This is a genomic window from Alcaligenes sp. Marseille-Q7550, from assembly GCF_965112015.1.
Genome location: NZ_CBCOPU010000001.1, coordinates 434,571 through 460,073 on the forward strand (window position 1 = coordinate 434,571; position 25,503 = coordinate 460,073).

The 25,503-nt window shown below is 66.9% G+C and carries 20 protein-coding genes, 1 tRNA gene and 1 riboswitch; of the genes, 9 read left to right on the forward strand and 12 right to left on the reverse strand.

The window, feature by feature from the left end; translation table 11 throughout:
• Window positions 1–30: 30 nt before the first annotated feature.
• The 3 genes from ACWPWO_RS02040 to ACWPWO_RS02050 form a co-directional block, all read right to left on the reverse strand.
• Window positions 31–4,776, reverse strand: coding sequence for a glutamate synthase-related protein (locus tag ACWPWO_RS02040; RefSeq protein WP_454004050.1), 4,746 nt, complete (start codon window positions 4,774–4,776; stop codon window positions 31–33).
• 223 nt (window positions 4,777–4,999) lie between these two features.
• Window positions 5,000–5,743 carry an enoyl-CoA hydratase/isomerase family protein gene (locus tag ACWPWO_RS02045; RefSeq protein WP_394063661.1) on the reverse strand — a complete coding sequence of 248 codons (744 nt, stop codon included), beginning with the start codon at window positions 5,741–5,743 and terminating at the stop codon, window positions 5,000–5,002.
• A gap of 20 nt (window positions 5,744–5,763) precedes the next feature.
• Window positions 5,764–6,735: an NAD(P)H-dependent flavin oxidoreductase gene (locus tag ACWPWO_RS02050; RefSeq protein WP_454004052.1), complete on the reverse strand. Its 972-nt coding sequence runs from the start codon at window positions 6,733–6,735 to the stop codon at window positions 5,764–5,766.
• 360 nt (window positions 6,736–7,095) lie between these two features.
• Here ACWPWO_RS02050 and ACWPWO_RS02055 point away from each other — a divergent pair, with 360 nt between their 5' ends.
• Window positions 7,096–8,313: a CaiB/BaiF CoA transferase family protein gene (locus tag ACWPWO_RS02055; protein ID WP_394063665.1), complete on the forward strand. Its 1,218-nt coding sequence runs from the start codon at window positions 7,096–7,098 to the stop codon at window positions 8,311–8,313.
• A gap of 47 nt (window positions 8,314–8,360) precedes the next feature.
• Window positions 8,361–9,899, forward strand: coding sequence for a 3-hydroxyacyl-CoA dehydrogenase (locus ACWPWO_RS02060; RefSeq protein ID WP_454004054.1), 1,539 nt, complete (start codon window positions 8,361–8,363; stop codon window positions 9,897–9,899).
• Between the two features lie 83 nt (window positions 9,900–9,982).
• Here ACWPWO_RS02060 and ACWPWO_RS02065 read toward each other — a convergent pair whose 3' ends face one another.
• Entirely contained in the window at window positions 9,983–10,888 is a 906-nt protein-coding gene (locus ACWPWO_RS02065) for a c-type cytochrome (RefSeq protein WP_454004055.1), read from the reverse strand.
• 239 nt (window positions 10,889–11,127) lie between these two features.
• On the opposite strand from ACWPWO_RS02065, the gene ACWPWO_RS02070 reads away from it, so the two are divergent.
• Both ACWPWO_RS02070 and ACWPWO_RS02075 read left to right on the forward strand, forming a co-directional pair.
• Window positions 11,128–11,202 (forward strand) — tRNA-Arg (locus tag ACWPWO_RS02070).
• Between the two features lie 173 nt (window positions 11,203–11,375).
• Window positions 11,376–11,855, forward strand: coding sequence for a c-type cytochrome (locus ACWPWO_RS02075; RefSeq protein WP_454004057.1), 480 nt, complete (start codon window positions 11,376–11,378; stop codon window positions 11,853–11,855).
• A 181-nt stretch (window positions 11,856–12,036) separates the two neighbouring features.
• Here ACWPWO_RS02075 and ACWPWO_RS02080 read toward each other — a convergent pair whose 3' ends face one another.
• From ACWPWO_RS02080 to gshA, 5 genes are all read right to left on the reverse strand, one after another.
• Window positions 12,037–14,118 carry a methyl-accepting chemotaxis protein gene (locus tag ACWPWO_RS02080; RefSeq protein WP_454004059.1) on the reverse strand — a complete coding sequence of 694 codons (2,082 nt, stop codon included), beginning with the start codon at window positions 14,116–14,118 and terminating at the stop codon, window positions 12,037–12,039.
• A 73-nt stretch (window positions 14,119–14,191) separates the two neighbouring features.
• Window positions 14,192–14,506, reverse strand: coding sequence for a hypothetical protein (locus tag ACWPWO_RS02085; RefSeq protein ID WP_454004061.1), 315 nt, complete (start codon window positions 14,504–14,506; stop codon window positions 14,192–14,194).
• A 347-nt stretch (window positions 14,507–14,853) separates the two neighbouring features.
• Window positions 14,854–15,630 (reverse strand): class I SAM-dependent methyltransferase, encoded by a 777-nt coding sequence (locus ACWPWO_RS02090; protein WP_454004063.1) that lies wholly within the window; start codon window positions 15,628–15,630, stop codon window positions 14,854–14,856.
• A complete protein-coding gene (locus tag ACWPWO_RS02095) occupies window positions 15,627–17,678 on the reverse strand; it encodes a TonB-dependent receptor domain-containing protein (RefSeq protein WP_454004064.1) in 2,052 nt (683 codons plus the stop codon). Before ACWPWO_RS02095 ends, ACWPWO_RS02090 begins: the two co-directional genes overlap by 4 nt.
• A gap of 166 nt (window positions 17,679–17,844) precedes the next feature.
• Window positions 17,845–19,428 carry a glutamate--cysteine ligase gene (gene gshA / locus ACWPWO_RS02100; protein ID WP_394063681.1) on the reverse strand — a complete coding sequence of 528 codons (1,584 nt, stop codon included), beginning with the start codon at window positions 19,426–19,428 and terminating at the stop codon, window positions 17,845–17,847.
• A 204-nt stretch (window positions 19,429–19,632) separates the two neighbouring features.
• Between gshA and ACWPWO_RS02105 the strand changes: the two genes are divergently transcribed.
• Window positions 19,633–20,181 carry a hypothetical protein gene (locus tag ACWPWO_RS02105; protein ID WP_454004066.1) on the forward strand — a complete coding sequence of 183 codons (549 nt, stop codon included), beginning with the start codon at window positions 19,633–19,635 and terminating at the stop codon, window positions 20,179–20,181.
• Here ACWPWO_RS02105 and ACWPWO_RS02110 read toward each other — a convergent pair.
• A complete protein-coding gene (locus ACWPWO_RS02110; RefSeq protein ID WP_454004068.1) occupies window positions 20,096–20,371 on the reverse strand; it encodes a response regulator transcription factor in 276 nt (91 codons plus the stop codon). The two genes, ACWPWO_RS02105 and ACWPWO_RS02110, sit on opposite strands and share 86 nt — an antisense overlap.
• A 200-nt stretch (window positions 20,372–20,571) precedes the next feature.
• A riboswitch (SAM riboswitch) is annotated at window positions 20,572–20,650 on the forward strand.
• Here ACWPWO_RS02110 and metX point away from each other — a divergent pair.
• The 4 genes from metX to ACWPWO_RS02130 all read left to right on the forward strand — a co-directional run bounded on the left by metX (window position 20,640) and on the right by ACWPWO_RS02130 (window position 24,374).
• Window positions 20,640–21,881: a homoserine O-succinyltransferase MetX gene (gene metX / locus ACWPWO_RS02115; protein WP_394063687.1), complete on the forward strand. Its 1,242-nt coding sequence runs from the start codon at window positions 20,640–20,642 to the stop codon at window positions 21,879–21,881. Its footprint overlaps the riboswitch before it by 11 nt.
• On the forward strand, window positions 21,881–22,513 hold the full coding sequence (metW, locus tag ACWPWO_RS02120; protein WP_394063689.1) for a methionine biosynthesis protein MetW: 633 nt from the start codon (window positions 21,881–21,883) through the stop codon (window positions 22,511–22,513). Before metX ends, metW begins: the two co-directional genes overlap by 1 nt.
• Window positions 22,514–22,521: 8 nt before the next feature.
• Entirely contained in the window at window positions 22,522–23,751 is a 1,230-nt protein-coding gene (locus ACWPWO_RS02125) for a muropeptide transporter (RefSeq protein WP_394063690.1), read from the forward strand.
• A gap of 5 nt (window positions 23,752–23,756) precedes the next feature.
• Window positions 23,757–24,374: a trimeric intracellular cation channel family protein gene (locus ACWPWO_RS02130; protein ID WP_394063692.1), complete on the forward strand. Its 618-nt coding sequence runs from the start codon at window positions 23,757–23,759 to the stop codon at window positions 24,372–24,374.
• 29 nt (window positions 24,375–24,403) lie between these two features.
• Here the strand turns inward: ACWPWO_RS02130 and ACWPWO_RS02135 are convergent, their stop codons facing one another.
• Window positions 24,404–25,138 carry an LrgB family protein gene (locus ACWPWO_RS02135; RefSeq protein ID WP_394063694.1) on the reverse strand — a complete coding sequence of 245 codons (735 nt, stop codon included), beginning with the start codon at window positions 25,136–25,138 and terminating at the stop codon, window positions 24,404–24,406.
• Complete coding sequence (locus ACWPWO_RS02140; protein WP_394063696.1) at window positions 25,135–25,488, reverse strand: CidA/LrgA family protein; 354 nt, start codon at window positions 25,486–25,488, stop codon at window positions 25,135–25,137. The genes ACWPWO_RS02135 and ACWPWO_RS02140 overlap by 4 nt, the downstream gene beginning before the upstream one ends.
• Between the last annotated feature and the right edge of the window lie 15 nt (window positions 25,489–25,503).

Below are 25,503 nucleotides of genomic sequence, written 5' to 3' on the forward strand. Positions count from 1 at the left end.
TTTCCGTTTCCTGATGGTGATGGGAAGGGTTCAGGCCGAAGCCGAACTGCGGGTTTTGCTGCTCTTGCGGGCGGGCTTGTCCTGCGCGGGCGCCTCCTGCGGCGGCTGCCACAGCTCGGTCAGCGCGCGGCGGTACTCGCGCGGAATCAATTTCACGAACTGCTGGCGGGCGCTGTCCCAGTTGCTGAGCAACTCGCGCGCCTGGAAGCTGCCGGTGGCGCGGAAGTGGTCCTCGATCAGGCCGCGCAGAATGGCCTCGTCCGTCTGCCGGCCCGTGTCCGGGCTGCGGCTGTGCCAACTGGAGATGTCGCTCTGCATTTCCTGGTCGGCTTTGCTCAGCACCGGCTCCAGGTCCACCATGCCGGGATTGCAGCGCAATTGCAGGCGGCGCTCCGGATCCCAGACATAGGCCACGCCGCCGGACATGCCGGCCGCGAAGTTGCGGCCCACCTGGCCCAGCACCACCACGGTGCCGCCGGTCATGTATTCGCAGCCGTGGTCGCCCACGCCCTCGACCACCGCGCTGGCGCCGGAGTTGCGCACGGCGAAGCGTTCGCCGGCCACGCCGTTGAAATAGGCCGAGCCGGCCAGGGCGCCGTACAGGACGGTGTTGCCCACGATGATGTGCTCGGGGCCGTAGCCGCGGAAGTCATTGGGCGAGCGCACGATGATGCGGCCGCCCGACAGGCCCTTGCCCACGTAGTCGTTGGCCTCGCCCACCAGGTCCAGGGTGATGCCGCGAGCCAGGAAGGCGCCGAAGCTCTGGCCCGCCGTGCCGTTGCACTGGATGTGCAGGGTGTCGTCGGGCAGGCCGCGGTGGCCGTATTTCTTGGTGAACACGCCCGAAAGCATGGCTCCCACGCTGCGGTTGCGGTTGCGCACCGGGGTGATGAAGGACAGCGGCTTGCCTTCGTTCAGGGTGACGGCGCTGCGTTCGATCAGTTGCAGGTCCAGCGCGTGCTCCAGGCCGTGGTCCTGCACGCCGATCTGGCGCGGGGACTCGTCCGTGTCCACGCGGTGCAGCAGGCGCGAGAAGTCCAGGCCGCGCGCCTTCCAGTGCTCCACGCCGGCGCGCATGTCCAGCCAGTCGCTGCGTCCGACCATGTCGTCGAAGCGCCGCACGCCCAATTGGGCCATCAGTTCGCGCACTTCCTCGGCCACGAAGAAGAAGTAGTTCACCACGTGTTCGGGCTTGCCCTGGAACTTGCGGCGCAGGACGGGATCCTGCGTGGCCACGCCCACCGGACAGGTGTTCAGGTGGCACTTGCGCATCATGATGCAGCCTTCCACGACCAGCGGGGCGGTGGCGAAGCCGAATTCGTCCGCGCCCAGCAGCGCGCCTATGACCACGTCGCGGCCGGTCTTCATCTGGCCGTCGGCCTGCACGCGGATGCGGCTGCGCAGGCGGTTCAGCAGCAGGGTCTGCTGGGTTTCGGCCAGGCCCAGCTCCCAGGGGGTGCCGGCATGCTTGATGGAGGAAATGGGGGAGGCGCCGGTGCCGCCGTCATGGCCGGCGATCACCACGTGGTCGGCCTTGGCCTTGGCCACGCCGGCGGCCACCGTGCCCACGCCCACCTTGGAGACCAGCTTGACCGAGATGTCGGCGCTGGCGTTGACGTTCTTCAGGTCGTGGATCAGCTGGGCCAGATCCTCGATGGAATAGATGTCGTGATGCGGCGGGGGCGAGATCAGGCCCACGCCGGGCACGGAATAGCGCAGCTTGGCGATGTACTCGGACACCTTGTGGCCGGGCAGCTGGCCGCCCTCGCCGGGCTTGGCGCCCTGGGCCATCTTGATCTGGATCTGGTCGGCGCTGCACAGGTATTCGGCCGAGACGCCGAAGCGGCCCGAGGCCACCTGCTTGATGCGCGAGCGCAGGGAGTCGTTCTCCTGCAGCTCCACGTGGGCGACCACGCGGTCCTCGCCCAGGACGCCGGCCCGCCTGCCGCCCTGGCGGATGCCGCTGGCGCCGTGCTGCATCCCGTGCTCGTAGCGGCGCTCGTCCTCGCCGCCTTCGCCGGTGTTGGACTTGCCGCCGATGCGGTTCATGGCCACGGCCAGCACGGCGTGGGCTTCGGTGGAGATGGAGCCCAGCGACATGGCTCCGGTCGCAAAACGCTTGACGATCTCGCTGGCGGGCTCGACTTCGTCCAGCGGGATGGCGCGCGCCGGATCCAGGCGGAATTCGAACAGGCCGCGCAGCGTCATGTGGCGGCGGCTCTGGTCATTGATCAGGCGCGCATATTCCTTGTAGGTGCCGTAATTGTTGGCGCGGGTGGAATGCTGCAGCTTGGCGATGGAGTCCGGCGTCCACATGTGTTCTTCGCCGCGCACGCGCACGGCGTACTCGCCGCCCGCCTCCAGGTGGTTCTGCAGCACCGGGTCGTTGCCGTAGGCGGCCTGGTGCTGGCGCAGGGCCTCCTCGGCCACGGTGAAGATGTCTATGCCCTCGATGGGACAGGCGGTGCCCACGAAATACTTGTCGATCAGCGAGCGCGACAGGCCGATGGCCTCGAAGATCTGCGCGCCGGTGTAGGACATATAGGTGGAGATGCCCATCTTGGACATGACCTTGTACAGGCCCTTGTTGATGGCCTTGATGTAGAAGCTTTCCGCGGTGGCCGCCGCAATGCCGCTGGCCGGATCCTGGGCCAGGTGCTGCAGGGTCTCGAAGGCCAGCCAGGGGTGCATGGCTTCGGCGCCGTAGCCGCCCAGCAGCGCGAAATGGTGCACTTCGCGGGCCGAACCGGTTTCCACCACCAGGCCGGTGCGGGTGCGCAGGCCGGCGCGGATCAGGTGCTGGTGGATGGCCGAGGTGGCCAGCAGCGCCGGAATGGCGACATGCTCGGCGTCGATGCGGCGATCGGTGATGATCAGGATGTTGTAGCCGCTGCGCACGGCATCGGCCGCGCGGGCGCACAGCGCGGCCACGCTGGCCTCGATGCCTTCGCGGCCCCAGGCGCGCGGATAGGTGATGTCCAGCTCGAAGCTGCGGAACTTGCCGTTGCTGGCCTGCTCCACGCGGCGGATCTGGTTCATCTCGGCCGGGCTCAGGATGGGCTGGGACACTTCCAGGCGCAGGGGCGGATTGACGTTGTTGATGTCCAGCAGGTTGGGCTTGGGGCCGATGAAGGACACCAGCGACATCACCATCTGCTCGCGGATCGGATCGATGGGCGGGTTGGTGACCTGGGCGAACAACTGGCGGAAATAGTTGTAGAAGGTCTTGGGCTTGTCGGACAGCACGGCCAGGGGGGCGTCGTTGCCCATGGAGCCGGTGGCTTCCTCGCCTTTGCCGGCCATGGGCTGCAGCACCACTTTCAGGTCTTCCTGGGTCCAGCCGAAGGCCTGCTGCTGGTCCAGCAGGTCGCGCTCGGACAGCTGGGTGCGCACGCCGGGCACGCCCGGCAGCGAATCCAGGCGCAGGCGCAGGCGGTCGATCCACTGCTTGTAGGGGTGGGCGTTGGCCAGCTGGGACTTGATCTCGGCGTCGGCTATGATGCGGCCCTGCTCCAGGTCGACGAGCAGCATCTTGCCCGGCTGCAGGCGCCATTTCTTGACGATGCGGTGTTCGGGTATGGGCAGGGTGCCGGCCTCGGAGGCCAGCACGATCATGTCGTCGTCGGTGATGACGTAGCGGGCCGGGCGCAGGCCATTGCGATCGAGCAGGGCGCCGATCTGCAGGCCGTCGGTGAAGGCCATGGCGGCCGGGCCGTCCCAGGGCTCCATCTGCGCGGCGTAGTATTCGTAGAAGGCGCGCCGGCTCTCGTCCATCTCGGCGTGCTGCTCCCAGGCCTCGGGCATCATGATCATCATGGCGTGGGGCAGGGAGTAGCCGGACATCACCAGCAGCTCCAGGCAGTTGTCGAAGGTGGCCGTGTCCGACTGGCCTTCGTAGACGATGGGGTAGAGCTTTTGCAGGTCGGCGCCCAGCACGGCCGATTCCATGGTGCCTTCGCGGGCGCGCAGCCAGTTGAAGTTGCCCTGCACGGTGTTGATCTCGCCGTTGTGGGCGATCAGGCGGTAGGGGTGGGCCAGCGGCCAGGCGGGGAAGGTGTTGGTGGAGAAGCGCTGGTGCACCAGCGCCAGGGCGGAACAGGCGCGGGTGTCGGCCAGGTCGCGGTAATAGCGGCCGACCTGGTCGGCCAGCAGCAGGCCTTTGTAGACCACGGTGCGCACCGAGGCCGAAGGCACGAAGTATTCCTGTCCGTGGGCCAGCTGCATGCGGTGGATGGCATGGCTGGCGGTCTTGCGTATGACGTACAGCTTGCGCTCCAGGGCGTCGGGCACCATGACGTCCGGGCCGCGGCCGATGAACAGCTGGCGGATCACGGGCTCATTGGCCTTGACGGTGGGCGACATGGGCATGGTGGTGTCCACGGGCACGTCGCGCCAGCCCAGCAGCACCTGCCCTTCGGCGCGCACGGCGCGTTCCAGCTCCTGCTCGCAGGCCAGGCGCGAGGCGGTCTCCTTGGGCAGGAATACCATGGCCACGCCGTATTCGCCGGGCGGCGGCAGGGTCACGCCCTGGGCCGCCATCTCTTCGCGATACAACTGGTCGGGGATCTGGATGAGGATGCCTGCGCCGTCGCCCATCAGGGGATCGGCTCCCACTGCGCCGCGGTGGTCCAGGTTTTCGAGGATTTTCAGGCCTTGGGTGATGATGGCGTGGCTCGCCTGGCCTTTGATGTGTGCAATAAAGCCGACGCCGCAGGCGTCGTGTTCATTGGCGGGGTGGTACAAGCCTTGGGCTTGGGGGAGACAGGACTTTGTCATGGGGGGCATCCGCAAAGAACGTTGTGAAGCGCTGCATTTGTTGCAGCGCAAAAAATAAAATACCGCTTTTTTTTTCTCGCGCAAGAATTTTTTTGCGATCGGGCAAAAAAAATTCCCGCCTCCCCCGATTTGCCCGTAAGCCATGCCAGCCAAGGGTTTGGCTGTGGCGCCACGGCCGCAGGTCCGAATTGATGCTTGATGGTTTAACTAAAACGGCTCCCGCTCAGCCCGGGTTGCGGCGGGCCGCCATCTGCGCCAGGATCTGGCGGGCTTCGTCGCTTTGCAGCAATTGCAGGAAGAGCTGGCGCTCGCGTTCCAGCACCTCCAGCAGGGTCTGGCGCTGGGGCGCGCGCAGCAGTCTTTTGCTGGCCCGCAGAGCCAGGGGCGGCTGTTCGGCCAGCGTACGCGCGCAGGCGCGCGCCGCCTCCAGGCTGTTGCCCGGATCGGTGAGTTCGGTGAGCAGGCCGTCCTGCATGGCCTGCTCGGCCGTGAAGGCCTGCGACTGGAGAAGCCACTGGCTAGCCCGGCGCGGCCCCACGATCTGGGCCAGAAGGTGGCTGGACGCGCCTTCCGGGCACAGGCCCAGGGCGGTGAAGGGCATGCGCAGCCGGGCGTCGCGGGCGGCGAAGACGAAGTCCGCATGCAGCAGCAGCGTGACGCCTATGCCCACCGCATGGCCCTCCACGGCGACGATGATGGGAATGTCGGCCTGCACCAGGCTCTTGAGGAAGCGGATGGCGGGCGGCTCCTCGTCCGTCCGCACGCTGGACAGTTCGGACAGGTCGTTGCCGGCGCAGAAATGCTCTCCGGCTCCGTTCAGGATCAGGGCGCGCCACTGGGTGTTCCGGTCGGCCTGCCGGATCTGCTCGGCCAGCTCGTCGTACATGGCGTTGGTCAGGGCGTTGCGCCGTTCGGGGCGGTCCAGCGTGATTTCCAGCCAGTGTTCGGCAATATGGGTGCGTATCATGACGGTCTCCTGCGGACGGGTCAGGAAAAGGGGGAATCCAGCAGTGCCTGCCGGGCCTGCCGGTACTCGGCCTGCAGCTGGGCCACGATGTCGGCCGTGGGCTGCACGGCGTCGATGCCGCCTATGCCCTGGCCGGCCCCCCAGATGTCGCGCCAGGCCTTGCTCAGGCCCGAACCGAAGTTCGTGTTGGCCGCGTGTTCCGGGTCCAGGCGTTCCGGATCCAGGCCGGCGGCGCGTATGCTGTCCTTCAGGTAGTTGCCCGGAATGCCGGTGAAGAAAGGCGTGTAGACGATGTCGGCGGCGCGGCCGCGCACGATCATGTCCTTGTATTCCTCGGAGGCGTTGGCCTCGGTGCTGGCGATGAAGCGCGTGCCGATGTAGGCCAGGTCGGCGCCCATGGCCTGCGCGGCCAGGATGTCGTGCCCGCGCGTCATGGCGCCGGACAGGGCGATGGGGCCGTCGAAGATGCGGCGGATCTCGTTGACCAGCACGAAGGGGCTGAGCGTGCCGGCATGGCCGCCGGCGCCGGCGGCGACCACGATCAGGCCGTCCACGCCGGCCTCCAGGGCTTTTTCCGCGTGCCGCAGGGTGGTGACGTCGTGAAAGACCTTGCCGCCCCAGGCGTGCACCTGCGGGACGATTTCCTGGGGCGCGCGCAGGCTGGTGATGACCAGCGGCACGCGATGGTCGGCGCAGACCGCCAGGTCCTGCTCCAGCCTGTCGTTGGACTGGTGGATGATGTGGTTGATGGCGTAGGGGGCGATGCGGCGCTCGGGATGCCGCTCGCGCAGGTCGGCCAGGGCGGCGTCGATCTCGTCCAGCCAGTCCTTGAGGCGTTCCTGGGGCCGCGCGTTCAAGGCGGGCACCGAGCCTATGATGCCGCTGGCGCACTGGGCGATGACCAGCGCGGGGCAGGACACGATGAACATGGGCGCCGCCATGACGGGCAGGGACAGGGACTGGTAGAGCTGCTGAGTCAAGGTCGAAGGCATGAGCCGGGTCTCCTGGAAACGGAATGCGCGCCCCGCCGGCAAGCCTGAGCGGGGTTTTGAGAACCTGTTCAATGTCCTTTCGTGGTGCCTGCCGGGCCGGCGGCCCGCCTGCGCCCTGCATCCAAAGGCTGGCAGGAGCGACGGTCGCTCTGAAAAGACAGTGAGCAGGTCCTTAGGAACATCTGCCGCTGACCATCTATTGTGGCTATTCTAGGATGGTTTTCAGCGCCTGCGCGCAGACGGCTTCGCAAACGAGCGCCGGCGGCGAAACGACCATTGCATGAGCATTTTGACCTGTCCGCACGCCGGACTGTCTTCAATGATGCAGAATTGAACGCTTAACTGGATCGCTGCTTTTTTATGACCACGACCGTACGAACCTCCCCCTTGGCCGGATTGCGCGTGCTGGACCTGACGCGCGTGCTGGCCGGGCCCTGGTGCACCCAGAACCTGGCTGACCTGGGCGCTGAAGTCATCAAGATCGAGCGTCCCGGCGCCGGGGACGACACCCGCGGCTGGGGGCCTCCGTACCTGAAAGACGCCCACGGGGCGGACACGGCCGACGCCGCCTATTTCGGCGCTGCCAACCGCAACAAGGAATCCGTCGCCCTGGACATCGCCACCCCGGCGGGCGCCGACCTGGCGCGCCGCCTGGCGGCCCGCAGCGACATCCTGGTGGAGAACTTCAAGGTGGGCGGGCTGAAGAAATACGGGCTGGACTACGAGTCGCTCAAGGCGCTCAACCCGGGCCTGATCTATTGCTCCATCACCGGCTTCGGGCAGACCGGGCCCTATGCGGCCCGGCCCGGCTACGACTTCATGATCCAGGGGCTGGGCGGCCTGATGTCCCTGACGGGCGAGCCCGGCGGCGAACCGCAGAAGGCGGGCGTCGCTGTCGCGGACGTCATGACCGGCATGTACGCCACGGTGGCCGTCCTGGCGGCCGTGCTGGAGCGTCAGCGCAGCGGCCTGGGCCAGCATCTGGACATTGCCCTGCTCGATTGCCAGGTGGCCATGATGGCCAACCAGAACATGAATTTCCTGGCAACGGGGCAGGCGCCGCAGCGGCCCGGCAACGCGCACCAGAACCTGGTGCCCTATCAGGTGTTCGCCGCCAGCGACGGCCATCTGATCGTGGCGGTGGGCAACGACGCCCAGTTCCGCAGCTTCGCCCAGGAACTGGGTCATCCCGAATGGGCGCAGGACCCGCGCTTTGCGCGCAATGCGGGCCGGGTGGTGCACCGCGAGGAGCTGGTGCCGCTGTTGGCGCAGGTCATGCGCACCCGTTCGCGCGACGCCTGGCTGCAGGCCCTGGAGGCCGCGGGCGTGCCGGCCGGACCCATCAACACCATGGCGCAGGTCTACGAGGATCCGCAGGTGCAGGCGCGCGGCCTGCGCCTGGACTTGCCGCGCCCGGACGGCGACAGCGTGCCCTCGGTGGCCAGCCCCCTGCGCCTGTCCGACACGCCGGTCCAATACCGCAGCGCGCCGCCGCGCCTGGGCGAGCATACCCGCCAGGTGCTGGCGCGGGTGCTGGAGCTGGGGCCGGAAGACATTGACGCCGTCCTGTCCAACTAGGGGCGGCGCGCCGATATTTTCATTGCTTATTGATCAGGTTGCGAGACATGAAACAGATACAAACCATCGCCATCGTCGGGGCCGGCGCCATGGGGCGCGGCATTGCCCAGATTGCCGCCCAGGCGGGCAAGCAGGTGCTGCTGTACGACGTGAACCCCGATTCCGTGCAGGCCGCCCTGGCGGACCTGCACTCGGTCTGGAGCCGGCTGCAGGAAAAGGGCAAGCTCAGCGCCGAACAGGTGCAGGCGGCCCAGGCGGGCCTGCAGGTGGCCCCGGACCTCCAGGCGCTGGCCGGCGCCGATCTGGTCGTGGAAGCGATCGTGGAGCGGCTGGACGTCAAGCAGGGCCTCTTGCAGCAGTTGGAGGACATCGTCGCGCCCGACTGCGTGCTGGCTTCCAATACCTCGTCCCTGTCCATCACCGCCATCGCCCAGGCCTGCCGCCATCCGGAACGCGTGGCGGGCTACCACTTCTTCAATCCCGTGCCCCTGATGAAGGTGGTGGAAGTCATAGACGGCCTGCGCACGCGGCCCGAGGTGGGCGACGCCTTGATGCAGGTCTCGCGCGAGATGGGGCACACGCCCGTGCGCGCCAAGGACATGCCCGGCTTCATCGTCAACCACGCCGGGCGCGGCATGAACATCGAGGGCCTGAAGATCGCCCAGGAGTGCGTCGCGCCCTTTTATCAGGTGGACGCCATCATGCGCGAGCAGGCGGGGTTCCGCATGGGGCCGTTCGAGCTGCTGGACCTGACCGCATTGGATGTGTCCCATCCGGTGATGGAGTCCATCTATCGCCAGTTCTACGACGAGCCGCGCTTCCGTCCTTCACCCATTACGGCGGTCCGCCATGCCGGCAAGCTGTTCGGCCGCAAGAACGGGGAAGGCTTCTACACCTATGTGGACGGCAAGAAGCAGGTTCCTGACGAGCCTGCCGTGCCTGTGCTCGAGCAGGCCGCGCCCGTCTGGGTGGCTCCCTACCATGCGCAAGGGTACGAGCGCGCGCGCGAGCTGCTCGAGCGCCTGGGCGCGACGCTGGCGCCCGAACAGGCCGATCCGCCCGCCGGCGCCCTGATCCTGCTGACGCCTTATGGCGAGGACGTGGCCACGCTGGTGGCCCGCCACGGCCTGGACCCGGCCCGCAGCGTGGCCCTGGACACCTTGTTCGGCCTGGAGCAGGGCCGCCGCCGCGTGCTGATGTGTTCGGCCGCGACCTCGCCGCAATGGCGCGACCAGGCCTGGGCCTTGCTGGCTCGCGACGGCACCGCCGTCAGCGTGATCGAGGATTCGGCCGGCTTCGTGGCCCAGCGGCTGGTGGCCACCATCGTGAATATCGCCTGCGACATCGCGCAGCAGCAGATCGCCACCCCTTCGGACATCGACGCCGCCGTGCGTCTGGGCCTGGGCTATCCGCACAACGGCCCCTTGTCCATGGGCGACGCCGTGGGCGCGGCCGATCTGCTCGATGTGCTGCGCAACCTGCAGGCGGTGACGGGCGACATGCGCTATCGCGCCAGCCCCTGGCTGCAGCGTCGCGTGCAACTGGGTCTGTCCCTGAGGGCTTTGCCCCAGTGCCGGGCGCAATAGGCTCAGGGCCTTGGGCCCGTTGCCCGGGCGCATGAAAAAAGCCCGCTTTATTACAGCGGGCTTTTTCGTGGACGGCGCCGGGATTATTTGGCGGCGTTGACCATGTGCTGCACGGCAGCGCGGATTTCTTCGTCCGAGGCTTGCGAGCCGCCGCGGGGAGGCATGGCGCCCACGCCGTGGATGGCCTTCTGGACCATGGTGTCCATGCCGGTCTCGATGTAGGGCTTCCAGGCAGCCTGGTCGCCGAACTTGGGCGCACCGGCCACGCCGGCGGCGTGGCAGGCGAAGCAGACGGTGTCGTACAGCTTGATGCCGGCGGGATCCACCTTGGCGGTGTCCTGGGCAGCGGCGGCGGCAGGCTTGCCGGCGGCGGGCTCGGCGGCCTTGGGCGCTTCGGTCGCCTTGGGAGCGGTGTTCACGTCGGCGGGCTTGGCGTCGGCCTTGGCTTCCTGGTCGCCCGCGGCGCCGGGAGCTTCGGGTTCCTTGAAGTCGGCGCCGGCGGCGTTGGCCATGTAGACCACCGCGCGAGCCACTTCAACGTCGTCCAGCGAGGGGTTGCCGCCCTTGGGAGGCATGGCGCGGATGCCGTGGATGGCGGCGTCGACCAGCGTATCCTGGCCCTGCTTGATCAGGCCGCCCCAGGCACCCTTGTCGCCGAACTTGGGCGCGCCGGCGATGCCGGCGGCGTGGCATGCGGTACAGGTGGTCTCGTACACTTGCTGGCCGGTCTTCAGTTCCTTGACGGCATTGGCGTCGACCAGCTTGAAGCCCGCCACGGGCTGGATGCGTTCGGCGATGGCTTCAGGGGTCAGGGCGTCCGAGCCGGCGCCCGTGCCCATGGTGGCCGTGACCAGATTGACCAGCATGACAATGATCGCGATGGGCACCAGGAAAGCCAGAGCCACGGTCACGAGCAATTGTTTAGGGGTTTTGATCATGGCGTTGTGACCCTCGTTGTGTTCTTCGGGTTTTTGTTCCGTGTTGCTCATTATCGGATCCTGCGAGTTCGTACAAGAAAAGACGGGAGGGCCAACAATGGCCACCAGCGAAGGCTTGCGCCTGCGAAAATTCGTGCGAGCGGGCGCGTGTCAAGGCACGTACCCAGGTGCGCAACCTCCAATTATAGCGAAGTGTGCCGCTCTTGTATTCGCATCTTGCAAAGCCGGCCATGGCCTTCGCTGATAGTTGCTGAAAAAAAATTCAAACTCAGGCTACAATAGCCGTCTTGGCGACCGTAGTTCAATGGATAGAATTAGAGTTTCCGAAGCTCTCGATACAGGTTCGATTCCTGTCGGTCGCGCCAGAATTCAAAGGCTTGCTTTCATGCACGGCCTGTTATTGTCGCAAGCGGCGCGCCGCTTGTTGGCATCTGCCAAGGCAGCCGCAAGGCTGCCTTTTTTATCGCCTGCGCCCCTGGCCCGCCCGCCGTGTTAAGGTCCGGATGTCGCCAAACAGTTGATCCGGATCATTTGTCCCATGCCAAAAAAGAAACTGGCCCTGTGGCTTGCGGCCGCGGCGGCCTGTGCCGTCGCGCTGGTCGTGTACGCAATGCGCACAGGCGCCGGCGCATCCTATATTTCCCCGGACGATGAAGTCCTGGTCCTGCGGGGCAAGACGGTCTATGCGCAGAACTGCGCGGCCTGTCACGGCGCGCAGCTGGAAGGCCAGCCCGACTGGCGCCGGCGCCTGCCCGACGGCCGTCTGCCGGCGCCGCCGCACGATGCCAGCGGCCACACCTGGCACCATTCTGACGCGGTGCTGCTGGACATCACCCGCCACGGCCTGGTCCCCGGCCGCACGGCGCCCGAAGGCTACCGCAGCGACATGCCGGCCTACGCCGGCATCCTGCCCGACGAAGACATCGTCGCGGCGCTGGCCTACATCAAGAGCTCCTGGCCCGAAGCGGAGCGGCGGGCCCAGAAGGAAGTGACGCTGGAGGACCAGAAGCGGCGGTGAGCCACATGCTTTTGCACAAAGCCGCGCTGCTTTTGTCGTTCAGTCAGACGGCTTCGACGTCCAGGCTGCCAGCCCTCGTGGCGTGGCAGGTCATCGCCTTGCATCCAGGGGGGGGCGACCCGGGCCGGTTCGATGCGGGGCAGGAAGCGCGTCCGCATCGTGATACGGCAAGCAGACGGGTTCAGCGCCCGGGTTGTCCGCCCGCCAGGCACGCGGCCAAGCCCGCTCTTCGGTCCAGGTAGCCTGCCGGTCCCGCTTCCTCGGGGCGTTCCTCGGTCTTGAAGCGGGCCACGATCCGGGCCAGGCGGTGCGCCTCGTTCTGCAGGGACTGGGCGGCGGTGGCGGCTTCTTCGACCAGGGCCGCGTTCTGCTGCGTGCCGGCGTCCATCTGCGCGACGGCGATGTTGACCTGGTCGATGCCGCTGGACTGCTCCTGGGAGGCGGACGCGATTTCCTTCATCAGGACGGTCACGGACTCGACCGCATCCAGCAGCCTGTCCATGGTGGCGCCGGCCTCGGATACCAGGCGGGCGCCGCTGTCGACTTCGGCGCCGGAGTGTTCGATCAGGTCCTTGATCTCGCGCGCGGCCTCGGCGCTGCGCTGGGCCAGCGAGCGCACCTCGCCGGCCACCACGGCGAAGCCTTTGCCCTGCTCGCCGGCCCGCGCGGCTTCCACGGCCGCATTCAGCGCCAGGATGTTGGTCTGGAAGGCGATGCCGTCGATCACATTGACGATTTCGCCGATGCGTCCCGAGCTTTGCGAGATGCGTTCCATGGTGCTCACCACATTGGACACGGCGGCGCCGCCTTGCTGGGCGATGGCCGAGGCCTCTTCGGCCAGCGAACTGGCCTGGCGCGCGTGGTCCGCGTTCTGGCGCACCGTCGAGGCAAGCTGCTCCATGCTGGAAGCCGTCTCCTGCAGGGAGGCGGCCTGCTGTTCCGTGCGGGCGGACAGGTCGGTGTTGCCCGCGGCGATCTCGCTGATGCCCACGTTGATCTCGCCCACGCTGTCGCGCACCTGGCCGAAGGCCTGGCGCAGGCCCGCCTTGGAGCGGTGCAGGCTCTCCAGCAGGATGTGGACTTCATTGCGGCTGTTCGGCGGAAAGCCCGGCATGGGCGAGTTCAGCACGCCCCGGCCCAGCTGGCCCATGCCGTCGACGACATGACGCACGGGCCGCAGCGTGCGCGCCGCCGTCACGCCCACCAGCAGGGCGATGACCAGGGTGCCGGCCAGCATCATGCCCAGCTGGATCCAGGTCTGTTCGCGGTTCTGCGCCAGGAAGTCGTCGGCCGCGCCGAAGCCGTAGACGATCCAGCCCCAGTTCTCGATGGTGCGCCAGGCCAGGAAGACGGATCTGCCGTCGATGATCAGGCGCTCTACGCCCTGTTTCTGCTGGAAGGCCTTCTTGAAGGCGTCGAAGTCCTGGGGCGGGTTGTCCTTGCTGAGCAGGCTGCCGGGCTTGCCGTAGGCGCCGCCGATGCGCACCCAGTCCCGGCCGTCGGCCGTGGCCTTGACGATGCTGATGGTGCCGTAGGTCGCCAGCTTGAAGGTCTTGATCTCCTCCAGCAGCGGATTGACCTGGGCGCTGACGTCGATACGGGTGAGGATGCTGCCGTACAGGCGGCCGGCCTCGTCGCGCAGGGGATGGGCATAGGTGGCGAACCATTTGTCGCCCTGGCTTTCGATGTTGGCGGCGGGTTCGCCGCGGGCCAGTTCGTCCAGCAGCGGATGGTTCGCGGGCAACAGGCCCAGCTTCTGCGGATGCAGGGCGGAGGCGATGCGATACCAGTTGCGCCCGCTGCGCGCCAGGATCTCGGCCTGCAGGCCGGTCACGCTGGACATCAGGTCGTTGCGCCCGTTGACGGCCAGGCCCTGCACGCCCAGCTCCGGCGCCTCGCCCGTGTCGTGCTCGATGGCCTGCGGATCGGCAGGCGCGGGCGTCCCGCCCAGGTAGCGCAGCAGCACCGGATACAGGGACTGGCTGCGCTCCATGGCCATGTTGTAGGTCAACTGCAGCGGACGATTGAAAGCGTCCAGGGAGTCCAGGTTGGCCGCGCGCACGTTGGCGATGGCGACCTGCTGGCTTTGCCAGGCCATGACGGCGCCGATCAGCGCCATGACCACGGCGGTCGCCAGGGTGCAGGCCAGGAAAAGCTGTTTGTTCAGAGGCTGGCGGGCCAGCCAGGAGCCGGAGGTGGTGGATTGTGTCTGCATCGTGGGCCTGGTGATGAAGGGCGCGCCGCGCAGGATGCGCGGGCGCATCTTCGGTTACGGTAGGCCCGTCATCACATATAGGCAGTGATGTGGATAGTGCTTATAACAAAATGATGACAGTTCATGAACGGCGCCCGCGAGCGACGCGTTCCAGCCGGACCTGGCGCAAGGGCAAGGCGCCGGCCTGGCCCATGAACGCCTGCATGAAGCGATGGGTCTGGCTGGCGCGGGCCTTGAATTCCACGCGCAGGCGCCAGGTCTTGTCGGCCGGATCAGCGGCGGGACGGCTCAGGCGCTGGCAGGAGTGCAGGCGCAGGCCGCATTGGCGCGCCGCCCGGCGCAGTTCCGTCTCCAGCTCGCGCAGGCAGCGGCCCTGGGTGTCCAGGCTCAGGCAATGGGGCGTCTTGCCCAGGTTCAGAAAGGCGAAGTTGAACATGATGTCGGTCCTTGTCGTCTTGGGCCCGCGGGGCGGGCCGGGCGGCACGGCTCGCGCCCGGCCTGCGCAGGGCGGCAGGCGGGACGCGCGGATAAGGCGCAAGGGGCGGGCGGCGGCATGGCTTCTGGCCGCCCGGCATCATGTGTCAGGCAGGCAGAGCGTCAGGCCGACGTTGCCCCGGTTCGGGATCGTCCGGCATGGTGTGCTCCGTAAGTTGAAAAGGCAGGCGGCGCTGCCGCCTGATGTCGAGTATGGATGGCAATGCCCAGTATTGTAGGCCTATTTTTGCTCATCTGTGCCCATATCGCACGCATGTGTCGTTGCATGTGTTGTTTTGGGCGCGGATGTCAGGCCGGCTCGGCGCAGATCACGTAATCATGGCCGTGGCGCAGTCCGCCTTCGGCCTGGCACAGGGCCAGCGCGCGGCGGCGCAGCTCCTCCACGTGCTCGGACAGGGCCAGGGCCAGGCTGCGGTCGCGCAGCCGGCGCAGGCGTTGCGCGCACATGTCCAGCTGGCCATGGATGAAGCGCTCGCCGTAGCGTATGCCGAAGCGCTGCGCATCCACGCAGCGGAATCCGGCCAGGCGCAGGTGGCGCAGCACCCAGTCCATGGGGTATTCGCGGTAGGGACGTTCGCCCGCCAGCAGCAGGCAGGCGTCGCGCAGGCGGCCTATCTCCACCACCAGCGCTCCTGCCGGGTCGGCGGCCGAGTAGGGCACATAGGGCTCCAGGCCGATGACGTACAGGCGCCGGCCGGTCAGGGGACGCAAACGGGCGAAGAGCTGGTCCTGGGCATAGGGGGCGAAGCCGTCCATCGCGCCCAGCAGATAGTCGGCCAGTACGGTGTCGAAGCATTCGCCTTCAAGCAGGGCCGGATCGGTCCAGTTGCCCACCACCAGCCTGTCCTGGGGGCGCTGCCGTTCGCCCAGCTCGCGCCTGACCTGCTCGGCCATGCCCTGCGCGCCGGTAACGGCGGTCCAGCCATCCGTGGGCAGGGTCAGCAGCCAGTTCATGGAGCCCCGGCCCGTGCCCGCGTCCAGGAAGCGGCCCCAGGGCTGTTCGCCCTGCATGTCGGCCACGACCTGGAACAGGCGGCTGCCGGTATGGATCGCAGTCGCGCTCAAAATTCCACCTTGACCCCGGCCATGATGTTGCGGCCCATCAAGGGCGCCTGGCGGGCGATGAAGGAGGTGTGGTTGTAGGCCAGTTTGTCCAGCAAGTTGCTTCCTCTCAGGTACAGGGTGTAGTCGGTCTGGTCCAGTCGGCCCCGGTAGCTGACGCCGGCGCCCAGCATGCCGTAGGACGGCGAGCGCTGCTCGAACTCGGCCAGGCGGCCCTGGGCGAAGGTGTGCGTGTAATCCACGAAGCCCGACCAGTTGCGCCAGTCCAGATCGGCGCGCACGCCCAGGCGGGCGGCCGGCATGCGCGGCAGGTTCCGGTCCGGATTCAGCAGTTTACCGCGCACCACGTCGCCGAACACGCTGACGGTGGCCCAGCGGCGCACGGGATAGGACACCTTGCCTTCCAGGCCCCAGAACCGGGCGTCATCCTGGCTGTACTGGATCAGGCTGAAGTCCTCGTGCCGGTCCAGGGTGCGGCCGTAGATATAGCCTTTGCTGCGGGTATAGAAGGCGCGCAGGTCGAATCGCAGGTCGCCGGCGTGCTTTTGCAGGCCCAGGTCCACGTTGTGGCTGGTCTCGCGGCCCAGGTCGGCATCGCCGCGTTCATAGCTCAGGGTGGCGAAGTGCACCCCGCGGGCGTACAGCTCCTGCGCATTGGGAAGACGCTGAGAGCGCGAGATCGACAGGCTGGCGGCATACTGCGGCGCAAAGTCCCACACCGCGCCGGCCGACAGCGAGCTGGCCGTGCCCTTGCGGCGTTCCAGGCGCGGGGAGTCGGGCGTGATGGTCTGCCATTCCTGGCGCGCGCCGAATTCGAAGCGCCAGTCCCGCCAGCGCAGGTTCTCCAGGATGAACAGGCCGTGGCTGCGGCTGCGGGTCTTGGGGATGAAGTCCTCGCTGCCGCCCCGGGATTCGAAATCGGACAGGGCGGTCTGCAGGCCGATCACCCCGCTGAAGGGGCCCAGGGGGCGATGTTCCAGCTCCAGGCGGCCGTCGTAGCCGCGGTTGCTGAAGCGGGTGCCGTCCACGTCGCCGTCTTTTTCCACATGGCGGTAATCGGTGACGCCGGCGCGCAGGCGGGCGCGCTGAAAGCCCCGCAGCGGATCGCGCAGCTCGCCGCGCAGGTCGAAGCGCTCGCTGCGCAGATGGGCGGTGGCCGAATGCTCATGAGCGTGTTCGTGATCATGATCGTGCCCATGGTCATGGCCGTGATCGTGGCCGTGGCCGCCGCAATGCAGCGTGGCGCCGTGCGGATGGCAGTCTTCGTACTCGTGGCTGTGGCCGGGCAGGCCGTAGACGTCGTCGCGATAGGAGTAGGCCGCGCCGATGTAGCCGCGCTCGCCGATGAAGGACAGGCCCACGCTGGCGGTGTCGCTGCGCGCATTCGAGTCCTTGACGCGGCCGTCGGTCCAGTCCGGCACGCGATAGTCGCGGCCGCGGCGCGAAGCGCCTTCGACGTGCACGGCCACATTGCCTTGGCCGGCCGTCAGCTCCACGGCGCCGGCGCGTCCCCGGTCGGCGGTGGAGCCCTGCGCCTGGGCCGAGCCTTCGAAGCCGTTCTCGGGAATGGCGCTGGGGATCTTGCGATCCAGCACATTGACCACGCCGCCGATGGCCCCGCCGCCGTACAGCAGGGCGGCAGGCCCGCGCAGCACTTCCACGCGTTCGGCCAGCCAGGTGTCCACCGTAACGGCATGGTCGGGCGAAACCGCCGAAGCGTCCATGACATCCGATCCGTCGCTCAATACCTTGACGCGCGGCGCGGTCTGGCCGCGGATCACGGGTCGGCTGGCGCCGGCGCCGAACGTGTCGGAATGGATGCCGGGCTCGCCGTCCAACAGCTGTCCCAGGGTGGCGGCGCGGCGCAGGTCCAGGCTGGGGCCTTGCAGCACCGTGGTGGGCGAGAGCAGTTCCTGCTGGCTCAACGCCAGCGGGCTGGCGGAGATGCGGATGGCTTCCAGCTGGGCGACGGGCGGCTGGCCGGCCGCCTGGGCCAGGGGACTGATCGTCAGGGCCAGGGCCAGCGACAAGGGACGGGGAGTGGCTTGCATGGTTTTCTGCGCTTGGTCGTTAAAAATTGTGATGTTATAACATAACAATTTGTGTGCGCAGACGGAATGACCCGGCCCAGCGCAGGGACATAGCGGACAGGCTGGTGCTTCCAGCAAGGCGGAAATGAAAACCGCCCGGCAGGGCCGGGCGGTTGGAGAGGAGAGGTCAGTCGGGCTGCAGTTCCGGCGGGACCAGGTTGCGTTCGTAGAGCCGCACGTATTCTTCGAAGGGAACCTCGTCGCGCGCCTCGATGCGCGCCTGTTCCAGCAGTGATTCGGCGGCCTGTTCCTCGTAGGCGGCCTGTGCGGCAGGCTGCAGCGGCTCGGACAGCAGGGCGGCGTGGTGCTCGCGGCTGCGTTGCAGGGAGTAATCGTGGAAGCTCAGGCCGCTTTCGCGCAGGCGGGCCAGCAACTGGGCGGACGGCGTCTGTTCGGGATCGACGAGCTTGCCCAGTTGCGCCTGCACGGCCTGCGTGTGGGCCTGGGTGTCCAGGGCCTGGTCCAGCAGGCGGGCGTAGGGCAGCAGCTCCTGCAGCACGTCGCGGCCCCAATCCTGCAGGGTGACGACCTGCTTCTGCTGGTTGATCAGCGTCAGGCCGGGGCGGCGTCCTTCGCGCACCACGGTGGCGAAGTTGTTCTTGCTGTCCTGGCAATAGCCGCCGTCGGGGAAGTAGGGGCTGTCCTCGGCGGCGCAGTACAGCAGGAAGGTGTCCAGGAAGCGACAGGTCTGCTCGGAGATGCCCACGGGCGATTCGGGGTCTATGTCCATGCAGCGCACTTCGATGTATTCCACCCCGCGCTGGGCCAGCGCCGTGGCGGGCCGCTCGCAACGGGCCGTGGTGCGTTTTGGGCGGATGCTGGAGTAGTACTCGTTCTCGATCTGCAGGATGTGGGTGTTCAGTTGTATCCATTCGCCGTCGCGATGCGTGCCGATCTTCTCGTAGTCGGGCCAGGGCGTGACGGCGGCGTGATACATGCGCATCACGAAGGTGTCCAGGTCGTTGTAGCAAAGCTGCAGCTCGGCCTGGGCTTCCTTGTTGTGGTAGCCCAGATCGCTCATGCGCAGGCTGGTCGCCCAGGGCATGGTCAGGGTGTCGGCGTCAACATGGTCCAGGGTGCTGGGCCGGCCGTGCAGAAAGCTGGAGGCCAGGGCGGGAGAAGCGCCGAACAGGTACATCAGCAGCCAGGAGTGCCGCGTGAAGTTGCGGATCAGGGCCAGGTAGCCGTTGGAGCGCTGGTCCTGCAGGCTCTCGCCCGGCGCGCCCAGCAGCGGCCAGATGGCGTCGGGCAGCGAGAAGTTGTAGTGCACGCCGGCAATGCACTGCATGGTCTTGCCGTAGCGCTCGGCCAGGCCGCGCCGGTAGACATGCTTGAGCATGCCGGTGTTGGACGTGCCGTACCAGGCGATCGCGATGTCCTTTTCGTCCGGCAGGGTCGCGGGCATGGACTGGTTCCAGATCATTTCCTGGTCCAGCTTGCCGGCCACGAAGGTGTGGATGTCGCGCAGCTCCTGCAGCAGGTCCTCGACCCGCGTATGCGGCCGGGTGATCAGCTCCAGCAGGCTTTCCGCGTAATCCGTGGTGATGCGTTCATTGGTCAGGGCCGAGCCCACGGCCTGCGGGTGGGGCGTGCGGGCCAGCCGGCCTTGCGCGTCCACGCGCAGGCCTTCTTTTTCGATACCGCGCAAAATGCCTCGCAGGATGTCGGGATTCTGTTGCAGGGCAAGCTGGCGGTGGTGGCTGGTCGTCATGTCGGTGTTTCCCACTTTCAGGATCGGGCGCGTGGTCCGGGGCTGTTCAATGGGCATCTGCCCGATTATAAATAGTAGTCCGAGCCCGTCCGCTTTGTTAAGTTGCATGAGATCGGCGGGCTTGGAACTGGTTCTTTGGAAGGCGAGTATAAAGCCGGCGCTGCGCCGCCGCGGCAAAAGCACGAGACAGGATACGGAAATATCATGAAACTTATCTGGCGCACCCTGGCCGCGATGGCGGCCGCCCTGGCCTTGACCGCCTGCAGTCCGGAGTTCAACTGGCGCCAGGTCCGGCTCGAGCATACGGACCTGCCGGCCATGCTGCCGGGCAAGCCCGTCACCAGCCACCGTCCGCTGGATTTCGAACGCCACAGGCTGGATTTCTACCTGACCACGGCCGCCGCCGGCGGCCAGATCTACACCGTGGGCCATGCGCTGCTGCCGCCGGAGCTGCAGCAGGACGAGGCGGCCCGGATGCGGCTCTATCAGGCCGTCCAGGATTCGCTGCGCCAGAAGTTCGTGCCCGCCGGGCAGGCGCCCGGCCAGGCGCCGCCGGCCCTGCCCGCGCCCGGTGAAATCTTTTCCATGGGACGCGACGTGGGCGGCACGGTCCTGCGCATGCAGGGCATGGTGCGCGTGGAGCCCGGCTGGCTGGTGGAGGGCTTTGTCATGACGGATTCCGGGAAGACGCCGGACGCCGAGCAGGCGAAGGTCTTTTTTGACGGCTTGGCTCGCTCGTCGGATCGCCGCTGATCAGGCGCTGCTGCAGCGCCAGGGTGATGGCCGCCTGGCGGCTGTAGACGCCCAGCTTGGCGTAGGCGTTCTGGAAGTGGAAGTTGATGGTGCGTTCAGTGATGCCCAGGATGATGCTGATTTCCCAGCTGGTCTTGCCATGGGCAGCCCAGTTCAGGCAGGACTGCTCGCGTGAAGTTAAGTGCGTCACGGTAAAGCTATTCCTTTTGCGGTCGTGGTGGACATCGGGGCAATGTAACTAATTTCTACCGCAGCCGGCATACTGATAAGCCTGAAAATAATGATTTGAATCAAAGCACTGAGGATTTTCTGCGGATACCGTAGGTCATTTTTGGCGGTGCCTTTCCCTTGATTTGGACGCCGGGCGGGCGCAGTGCTAAACTTTCCCGCTATACGTTTTGCGCCGATTTGCCTGATCCGCTTGCGGGCGCTCCATAAATCCAGCTAAAGAGGTCCTGATGGCCACTGAATCCGTCCCTTGCGCCGACAACGGCGCGTCTCGCCCATCCTGCGGTCTGATCCCCGAAGGCTCCGTGGGCCCCGTGCAACCCGAACTCATCGCCTTTGACGAACCCCTGCGCCTGAGCAGCGGACAGGTGCTGCCCGGCTATGAACTGGCCGTGGAAACCTATGGGCGCCTGAATGACGAACGCAGCAATGCGGTCCTGGTCTGCCACGCCCTGAACGCCTCGCACCACGTCGCCGGCTACTACGAGGACGATCCGAAGAACCGCGGCTGGTGGGACAATATGGTCGGCCCCGGCAAGGCCGTGGACACGGACCGTTTCTTTGTCATCGGCGTGAACAACATCGGGTCCTGCTTCGGCTCGACCGGCCCGTCCAGCATCAATCCGGCCACGGGCAAGCCCTGGGGCGCGGACTTCCCCGTGCTGACCGTGGAGGACTGGGTGCGCGCCCAGGCGCGCCTGGCCGACTATTTCGGCATCCGCAAGTTCGCCGCCGTCATGGGCGGGTCGCTGGGCGGCATGCAGGCGCTCAGTTGGGCCATCAGCTGCCCCGAGCGCGTCGAAAATTGCGTGGTCATCGCCAGCACGCCGCGCCTGTCGGCCCAGAACATCGCCTTCAACGAAGTGGCGCGCAGCGCCATCCTGTCCGACCCCCAGTTCCATGGCGGCAACTACTACGAGCATGGCGTGGTGCCCAAGGCCGGCCTGGCCGTGGCGCGCATGGTGGGACACATCACCTACCTGTCCGACACCGTGATGGCCGAGAAATTCGGCCGCACCCAGCGCGCGCCCGCCGAAGGCGGCGAGTTCCACTACAACTATGGCGTGGAGTTCGAGGTCGAGTCCTACCTGCGCTACCAGGGAGAAAAGTTCTCGCGCTACTTCGATGCCAACACCTACCTGATCATCACGCGGGCCCTGGATTATTTCGACCCCTCGCGCCATCACCAGGGCGACCTTGCCAAGGCGCTGGAACAGGTCCGGGCCAAGTTCCTGGTGGTGTCCTTCAGCACGGACTGGCGGTTCTCGCCCGAGCGCTCGCGCGAGATCGTGCAGGCGCTGCTCAAGAACCGCCGCCAGGTCACCTACGCCGAAATCGATGCGCCGCACGGGCATGACGCCTTCCTGCTGGAGGACGCCCGCTATCACGCCATCGTGCAGGGGTATTATGATCAGATCGCGTCATCGCTGGGCCTGCCGGCGCGTCAACGTACCACGGGAGTGCTGGCCTGATGTCTGCTGTCATTTCGGAAAACAAGCCTGCGCTGCGCCAGGACCTGCTGCGCATCGCCCAGTGGATAGAACCCGGCTCGCAGGTGCTGGACCTGGGCTGCAGCGACGGCGCCCTGCTGGCCCACCTGCGCGATACGCGCCAGGTCGCGGGCACCGGGGTGGAGTTGGACGACGAGTCCGTGATCGCTTCCGTGCGGCGCGGCGTGCCCGTCATCCAGCAGAACCTGGAAGAAGGGCTGGCGCTGTTCAGCGACCTGCAGTTCGACACCGTGGTGCTGTCCAAGACGCTGCAGTCCATGCACCATACCGAGCACATCCTGCGCGAGATGGCGCGCGTCGCCCGCTACGGCATCGTGTCCTTTCCGAATTTCGGCTACTGGCCGCATGGCTGGGCCATCCTGCGCGGGCGCATGCCGGTCACCGGCGAGATGCCCTACCAGTGGTACGACACGCCCAACATCCACCTGTGCACCATGAAGGACTTCCAGGACCTGGCCAGTTCGCTGGGCCTGCGCATCACGCACCGCGCGGCCTTCAATGACCGCGCCGAGGTGCGCGTGCTGCCCGGCTGGCGCAGCACCCTGGCGGTGTATCGCTTCGAATCCCCTCATTTTCTCTCTTCCCAGCGCTGAGGCTGTCCGTGTCCCATGTCTACGCCAGTCCCCGAGTCCTGCCTCTGCTGATTCTGGGGTTCGCCAGCGGCCTGCCCCTGGCGCTGGTGTCCGGCACTCTGCAGGCCTGGGCGACCGTCGAGAATGTTTCGCTGACTGAAATCGGCTTTCTGACGCTGGTCGGCTCGGCCTACACGCTGAAGTTTCTCTGGGCGCCCCTGGTGGACCGCTACGCGCCGCCTTTCCTGGGCCGGCGCCGCGGCTGGATCCTGCTGACGCAGCTTCTGCTGGCGGCCTCGATCGCCGCCATGGGCCTGTTCTCTCCGGGCACGCATCTGACCGCCCTGGCCCTGCTGGCCGTGTGGGTGGCTTTTCTTTCGGCCACGCAGGACATCGCCTTCGATGCTTACAGCACGGATGTGCTGCGCGCGCCGGAGCGCGCCGCCGGGGCCGCCGTCAAGGTCATGGGCTACCGGCTGGCCATGATCGCCTCCGGCGGCCTGGCCCTGATCCTGGCCGACCGCTGGCTGGGCTGGTCCAACACCTATCTGCTCATGGGCCTGTTCATGGCCCTGTGCGCGCTGGTCACCCTGATTTCGCCCGAGCCGGAGCTGGACAGCCGCGCCCCGCGCAGCCTGTCCGAAGCGGTCGCCGCCCCGCTGGCCGAGTTCTTTTCGCGGCCCGGCGCCTGGGGCATACTGCTGCTGATCGTGCTCTACAAGCTGGGCGACGCGTTCGCCGGGGCCTTGTCCACCACCTTTCTCATCCGCGCCGCCGGCTTTTCGCTGTCGGAAGTGGGCACCATCAACAAGGTGTTCGGCCTGGCCGCCACGGTGGTGGGCGCCCTGCTGGGCGGGGCCGTCATGGCGCGGCTCGGACTGTACCGGGCCCTGATGGTGTTCGGGCTGCTGCAGGCGGTCTCCAACCTGGGCTATTGGTTCATCGCCGTCCAGAGCAGTCCCTCCATGGTGCTGATGAGCGTGGTGGTGGCTCTGGAGAATCTGTGCGGCGGCCTGGGCACGGCGGCTTTCGTGGCGCTGCTCATGGCCTTGTGCAACCGGGGCTATTCGGCCACCCAGTTCGCCTTGTTGTCGGCCTTGTCGGCGGTGGGGCGCACCTACCTGGCCGGGCCGTTGACGCCTGTGCTGGTCCAGTCCCTGGGCTGGCCGGTCTTTTTCATCTGCACCGTGCTGATCGCTCTGCCGGGGCTGCTGATGTTGCGCGGCTACCGGCGCCTTATCAACCAGTTGGATGCCTGACCGCCATGCTTTTACTTGTGCTCTACATCATTGCCATCACGGCCGAGGCCATGACCGCCGCGCTGGCCGCCGGCCGTCGCGACATGGACTGGGTGGGCGTGTGCACCATCGCCTGCGTGACCGCTCTGGGCGGCGGTTCGGTGCGCGACGTCCTGCTCGGACATTACCCGCTGACCTGGGTGAAGCACCCGGAATACTTGTGGATCACGGCCGGCGCGGCCCTGCTGACGGCGCTGATCGCGCCCGTCATGCGCCGCCTGCACAGCCTGTTCCTGCTGCTGGACGCCATGGGCCTGGTGGTGTTCACGGTGATCGGCTGCCAGATCGCCCTGGAGATGAACCTGCCCATCACCGTGGTGCTGCTCAGCGGCATGATCACCGGCTGCGCCGGCGGCGTGTTGCGCGACATCCTGTGCAACGACATTCCCTTGCTGCTGCGTAAGGAAATGTACGCCAGCGTGTCCATGCTGACCGGCGCCCTGTACCTGGGCGCCATGCACCTGGACCTGAATCCCTACGTGGCCCTGCTGGCGCCCATGTCCATCGGGCTGGGCTTCCGCATGCTGGCCCTGCGCCTGAACTGGCAGATGCCGCGCTTCGTATACCGCGACGAGTGGCGCTGACCGCGTCGCGGATCTGACAGACGGAGCGGCTACACCAGCCCCAGCCAGCGCAGCAGAAAGGGCAGCAAGGGCATCAGGACGGCGGTCAGGATGCCGTTCAGGCTCATGCCCAGGGCCGAGAAGGCGCCGATGGTTTCATGCACCTGCAGGGCGCGGGCCGTGCCGATGGCATGGGCGGTCACGCCCACGGCGAAGCCGCGCGCCTCGGGACGGTCGATGCGCAGTAGATTGAGCAGCGGCGGGGCGACGATGGTGCCCACGATGCCGGTCATGGCCACGGCCACCGCCGCCAGCGAGGCCTGGCCGCCGAAATGGTCGGCCAGCGCCATGGCGATGGGCATGGTGGCCGAGCGCGGCGCCAGCGAGATCACGGTTTCCAGGGACGCGCCCAGCGCCCACGCGATCAGCACCGTGCTGACGATGGCGGTCACCGAGCCGATCAGCAGCGCGATGCAGACGGGCTTCCATATCCTGCGCAATTGCCGCAGCTGGCTGTAGAGCGGCACGGCCAGGGCCACGGTGGCCGGGCCGATCAGGAAGTGGATGAACTTGGCGCCTTCGAAATAGACGGGGTAGGGCGTGCCGGTCAGCAGCAGCAGGCTGACGATCACCACCACGGAAGTCAGGATGGGCAGCAGAAAGGGCGTGCTGCCGCATTGGCGGTACACCCAGACCGAGCCGGCATAGACGGAGAACGTCAGCGCCAGCCACAGCAGGGGCGAACTGGACAGGAAGACCCAGATCTGGAAAAGGCCGTCTTTCATTTCTGGTCTTCCTTATGATTCTTCAGCAGGCGGTTGAGCACCACGGCGGTCACCACCAGGGTGATGAGCGTGCCGCCCAGCGTGGCGATCAGGAAGGGCTGCCATTCCTTGGCCACGTGGTCAAAGTACATCATGACGCCGGTGACGGCGGGAATGAACAGCAGCATCAGGTGCTGCAGCATGGAGCCGGCGGTCTGTTCCATGGCGGCGGGCACGCCGCCGCGCAGGAAAAAGGCCACGGCCAGGAGCAGCATGCCGGCCAGAGGGCCGGGCAGGGGCAGGGAGAGCGCCTGCACCAGGATCTCGCCAAGCAGTTGAAAGACGAACAGAGCGGTAATCGCGTAGATCATGGAAATTCCGAAAAG

Excerpts from the sequence above, each read along its gene's own strand:
- ACWPWO_RS02085 (WP_454004061.1), bottom strand. The coding sequence starts at position 14,506 with ATGTTCAACTTCGCCTTTCTGAACCTGGGCAAGACGCCCCATTGCCTG.
- ACWPWO_RS02045 (WP_394063661.1), bottom strand. The coding sequence starts at position 5,743 with ATGATACGCACCCATATTGCCGAACACTGGCTGGAAATCACGCTGGAC.
- metW (WP_394063689.1), top strand. The coding sequence starts at position 21,881 with ATGTCTGCTGTCATTTCGGAAAACAAGCCTGCGCTGCGCCAGGACCTG.
- metX (WP_394063687.1), top strand. The coding sequence starts at position 20,640 with ATGGCCACTGAATCCGTCCCTTGCGCCGACAACGGCGCGTCTCGCCCA.
- ACWPWO_RS02075 (WP_454004057.1), top strand. The coding sequence starts at position 11,376 with ATGCCAAAAAAGAAACTGGCCCTGTGGCTTGCGGCCGCGGCGGCCTGT.
- ACWPWO_RS02130 (WP_394063692.1), top strand. The coding sequence starts at position 23,757 with ATGCTTTTACTTGTGCTCTACATCATTGCCATCACGGCCGAGGCCATG.
- ACWPWO_RS02095 (WP_454004064.1), bottom strand. The coding sequence starts at position 17,678 with ATGCAAGCCACTCCCCGTCCCTTGTCGCTGGCCCTGGCCCTGACGATC.
- ACWPWO_RS02055 (WP_394063665.1), top strand. The coding sequence starts at position 7,096 with ATGACCACGACCGTACGAACCTCCCCCTTGGCCGGATTGCGCGTGCTG.
- ACWPWO_RS02060 (WP_454004054.1), top strand. The coding sequence starts at position 8,361 with ATGAAACAGATACAAACCATCGCCATCGTCGGGGCCGGCGCCATGGGG.
- ACWPWO_RS02135 (WP_394063694.1), bottom strand. The coding sequence starts at position 25,138 with ATGAAAGACGGCCTTTTCCAGATCTGGGTCTTCCTGTCCAGTTCGCCC.
- ACWPWO_RS02065 (WP_454004055.1), bottom strand. The coding sequence starts at position 10,888 with ATGAGCAACACGGAACAAAAACCCGAAGAACACAACGAGGGTCACAAC.
- ACWPWO_RS02050 (WP_454004052.1), bottom strand. The coding sequence starts at position 6,735 with ATGCCTTCGACCTTGACTCAGCAGCTCTACCAGTCCCTGTCCCTGCCC.
- ACWPWO_RS02140 (WP_394063696.1), bottom strand. The coding sequence starts at position 25,488 with ATGATCTACGCGATTACCGCTCTGTTCGTCTTTCAACTGCTTGGCGAG.
- ACWPWO_RS02080 (WP_454004059.1), bottom strand. The coding sequence starts at position 14,118 with ATGCGCCCGCGCATCCTGCGCGGCGCGCCCTTCATCACCAGGCCCACG.
- ACWPWO_RS02040 (WP_454004050.1), bottom strand. The coding sequence starts at position 4,776 with ATGACAAAGTCCTGTCTCCCCCAAGCCCAAGGCTTGTACCACCCCGCC.
- ACWPWO_RS02105 (WP_454004066.1), top strand. The coding sequence starts at position 19,633 with ATGAAACTTATCTGGCGCACCCTGGCCGCGATGGCGGCCGCCCTGGCC.
- gshA (WP_394063681.1), bottom strand. The coding sequence starts at position 19,428 with ATGACGACCAGCCACCACCGCCAGCTTGCCCTGCAACAGAATCCCGAC.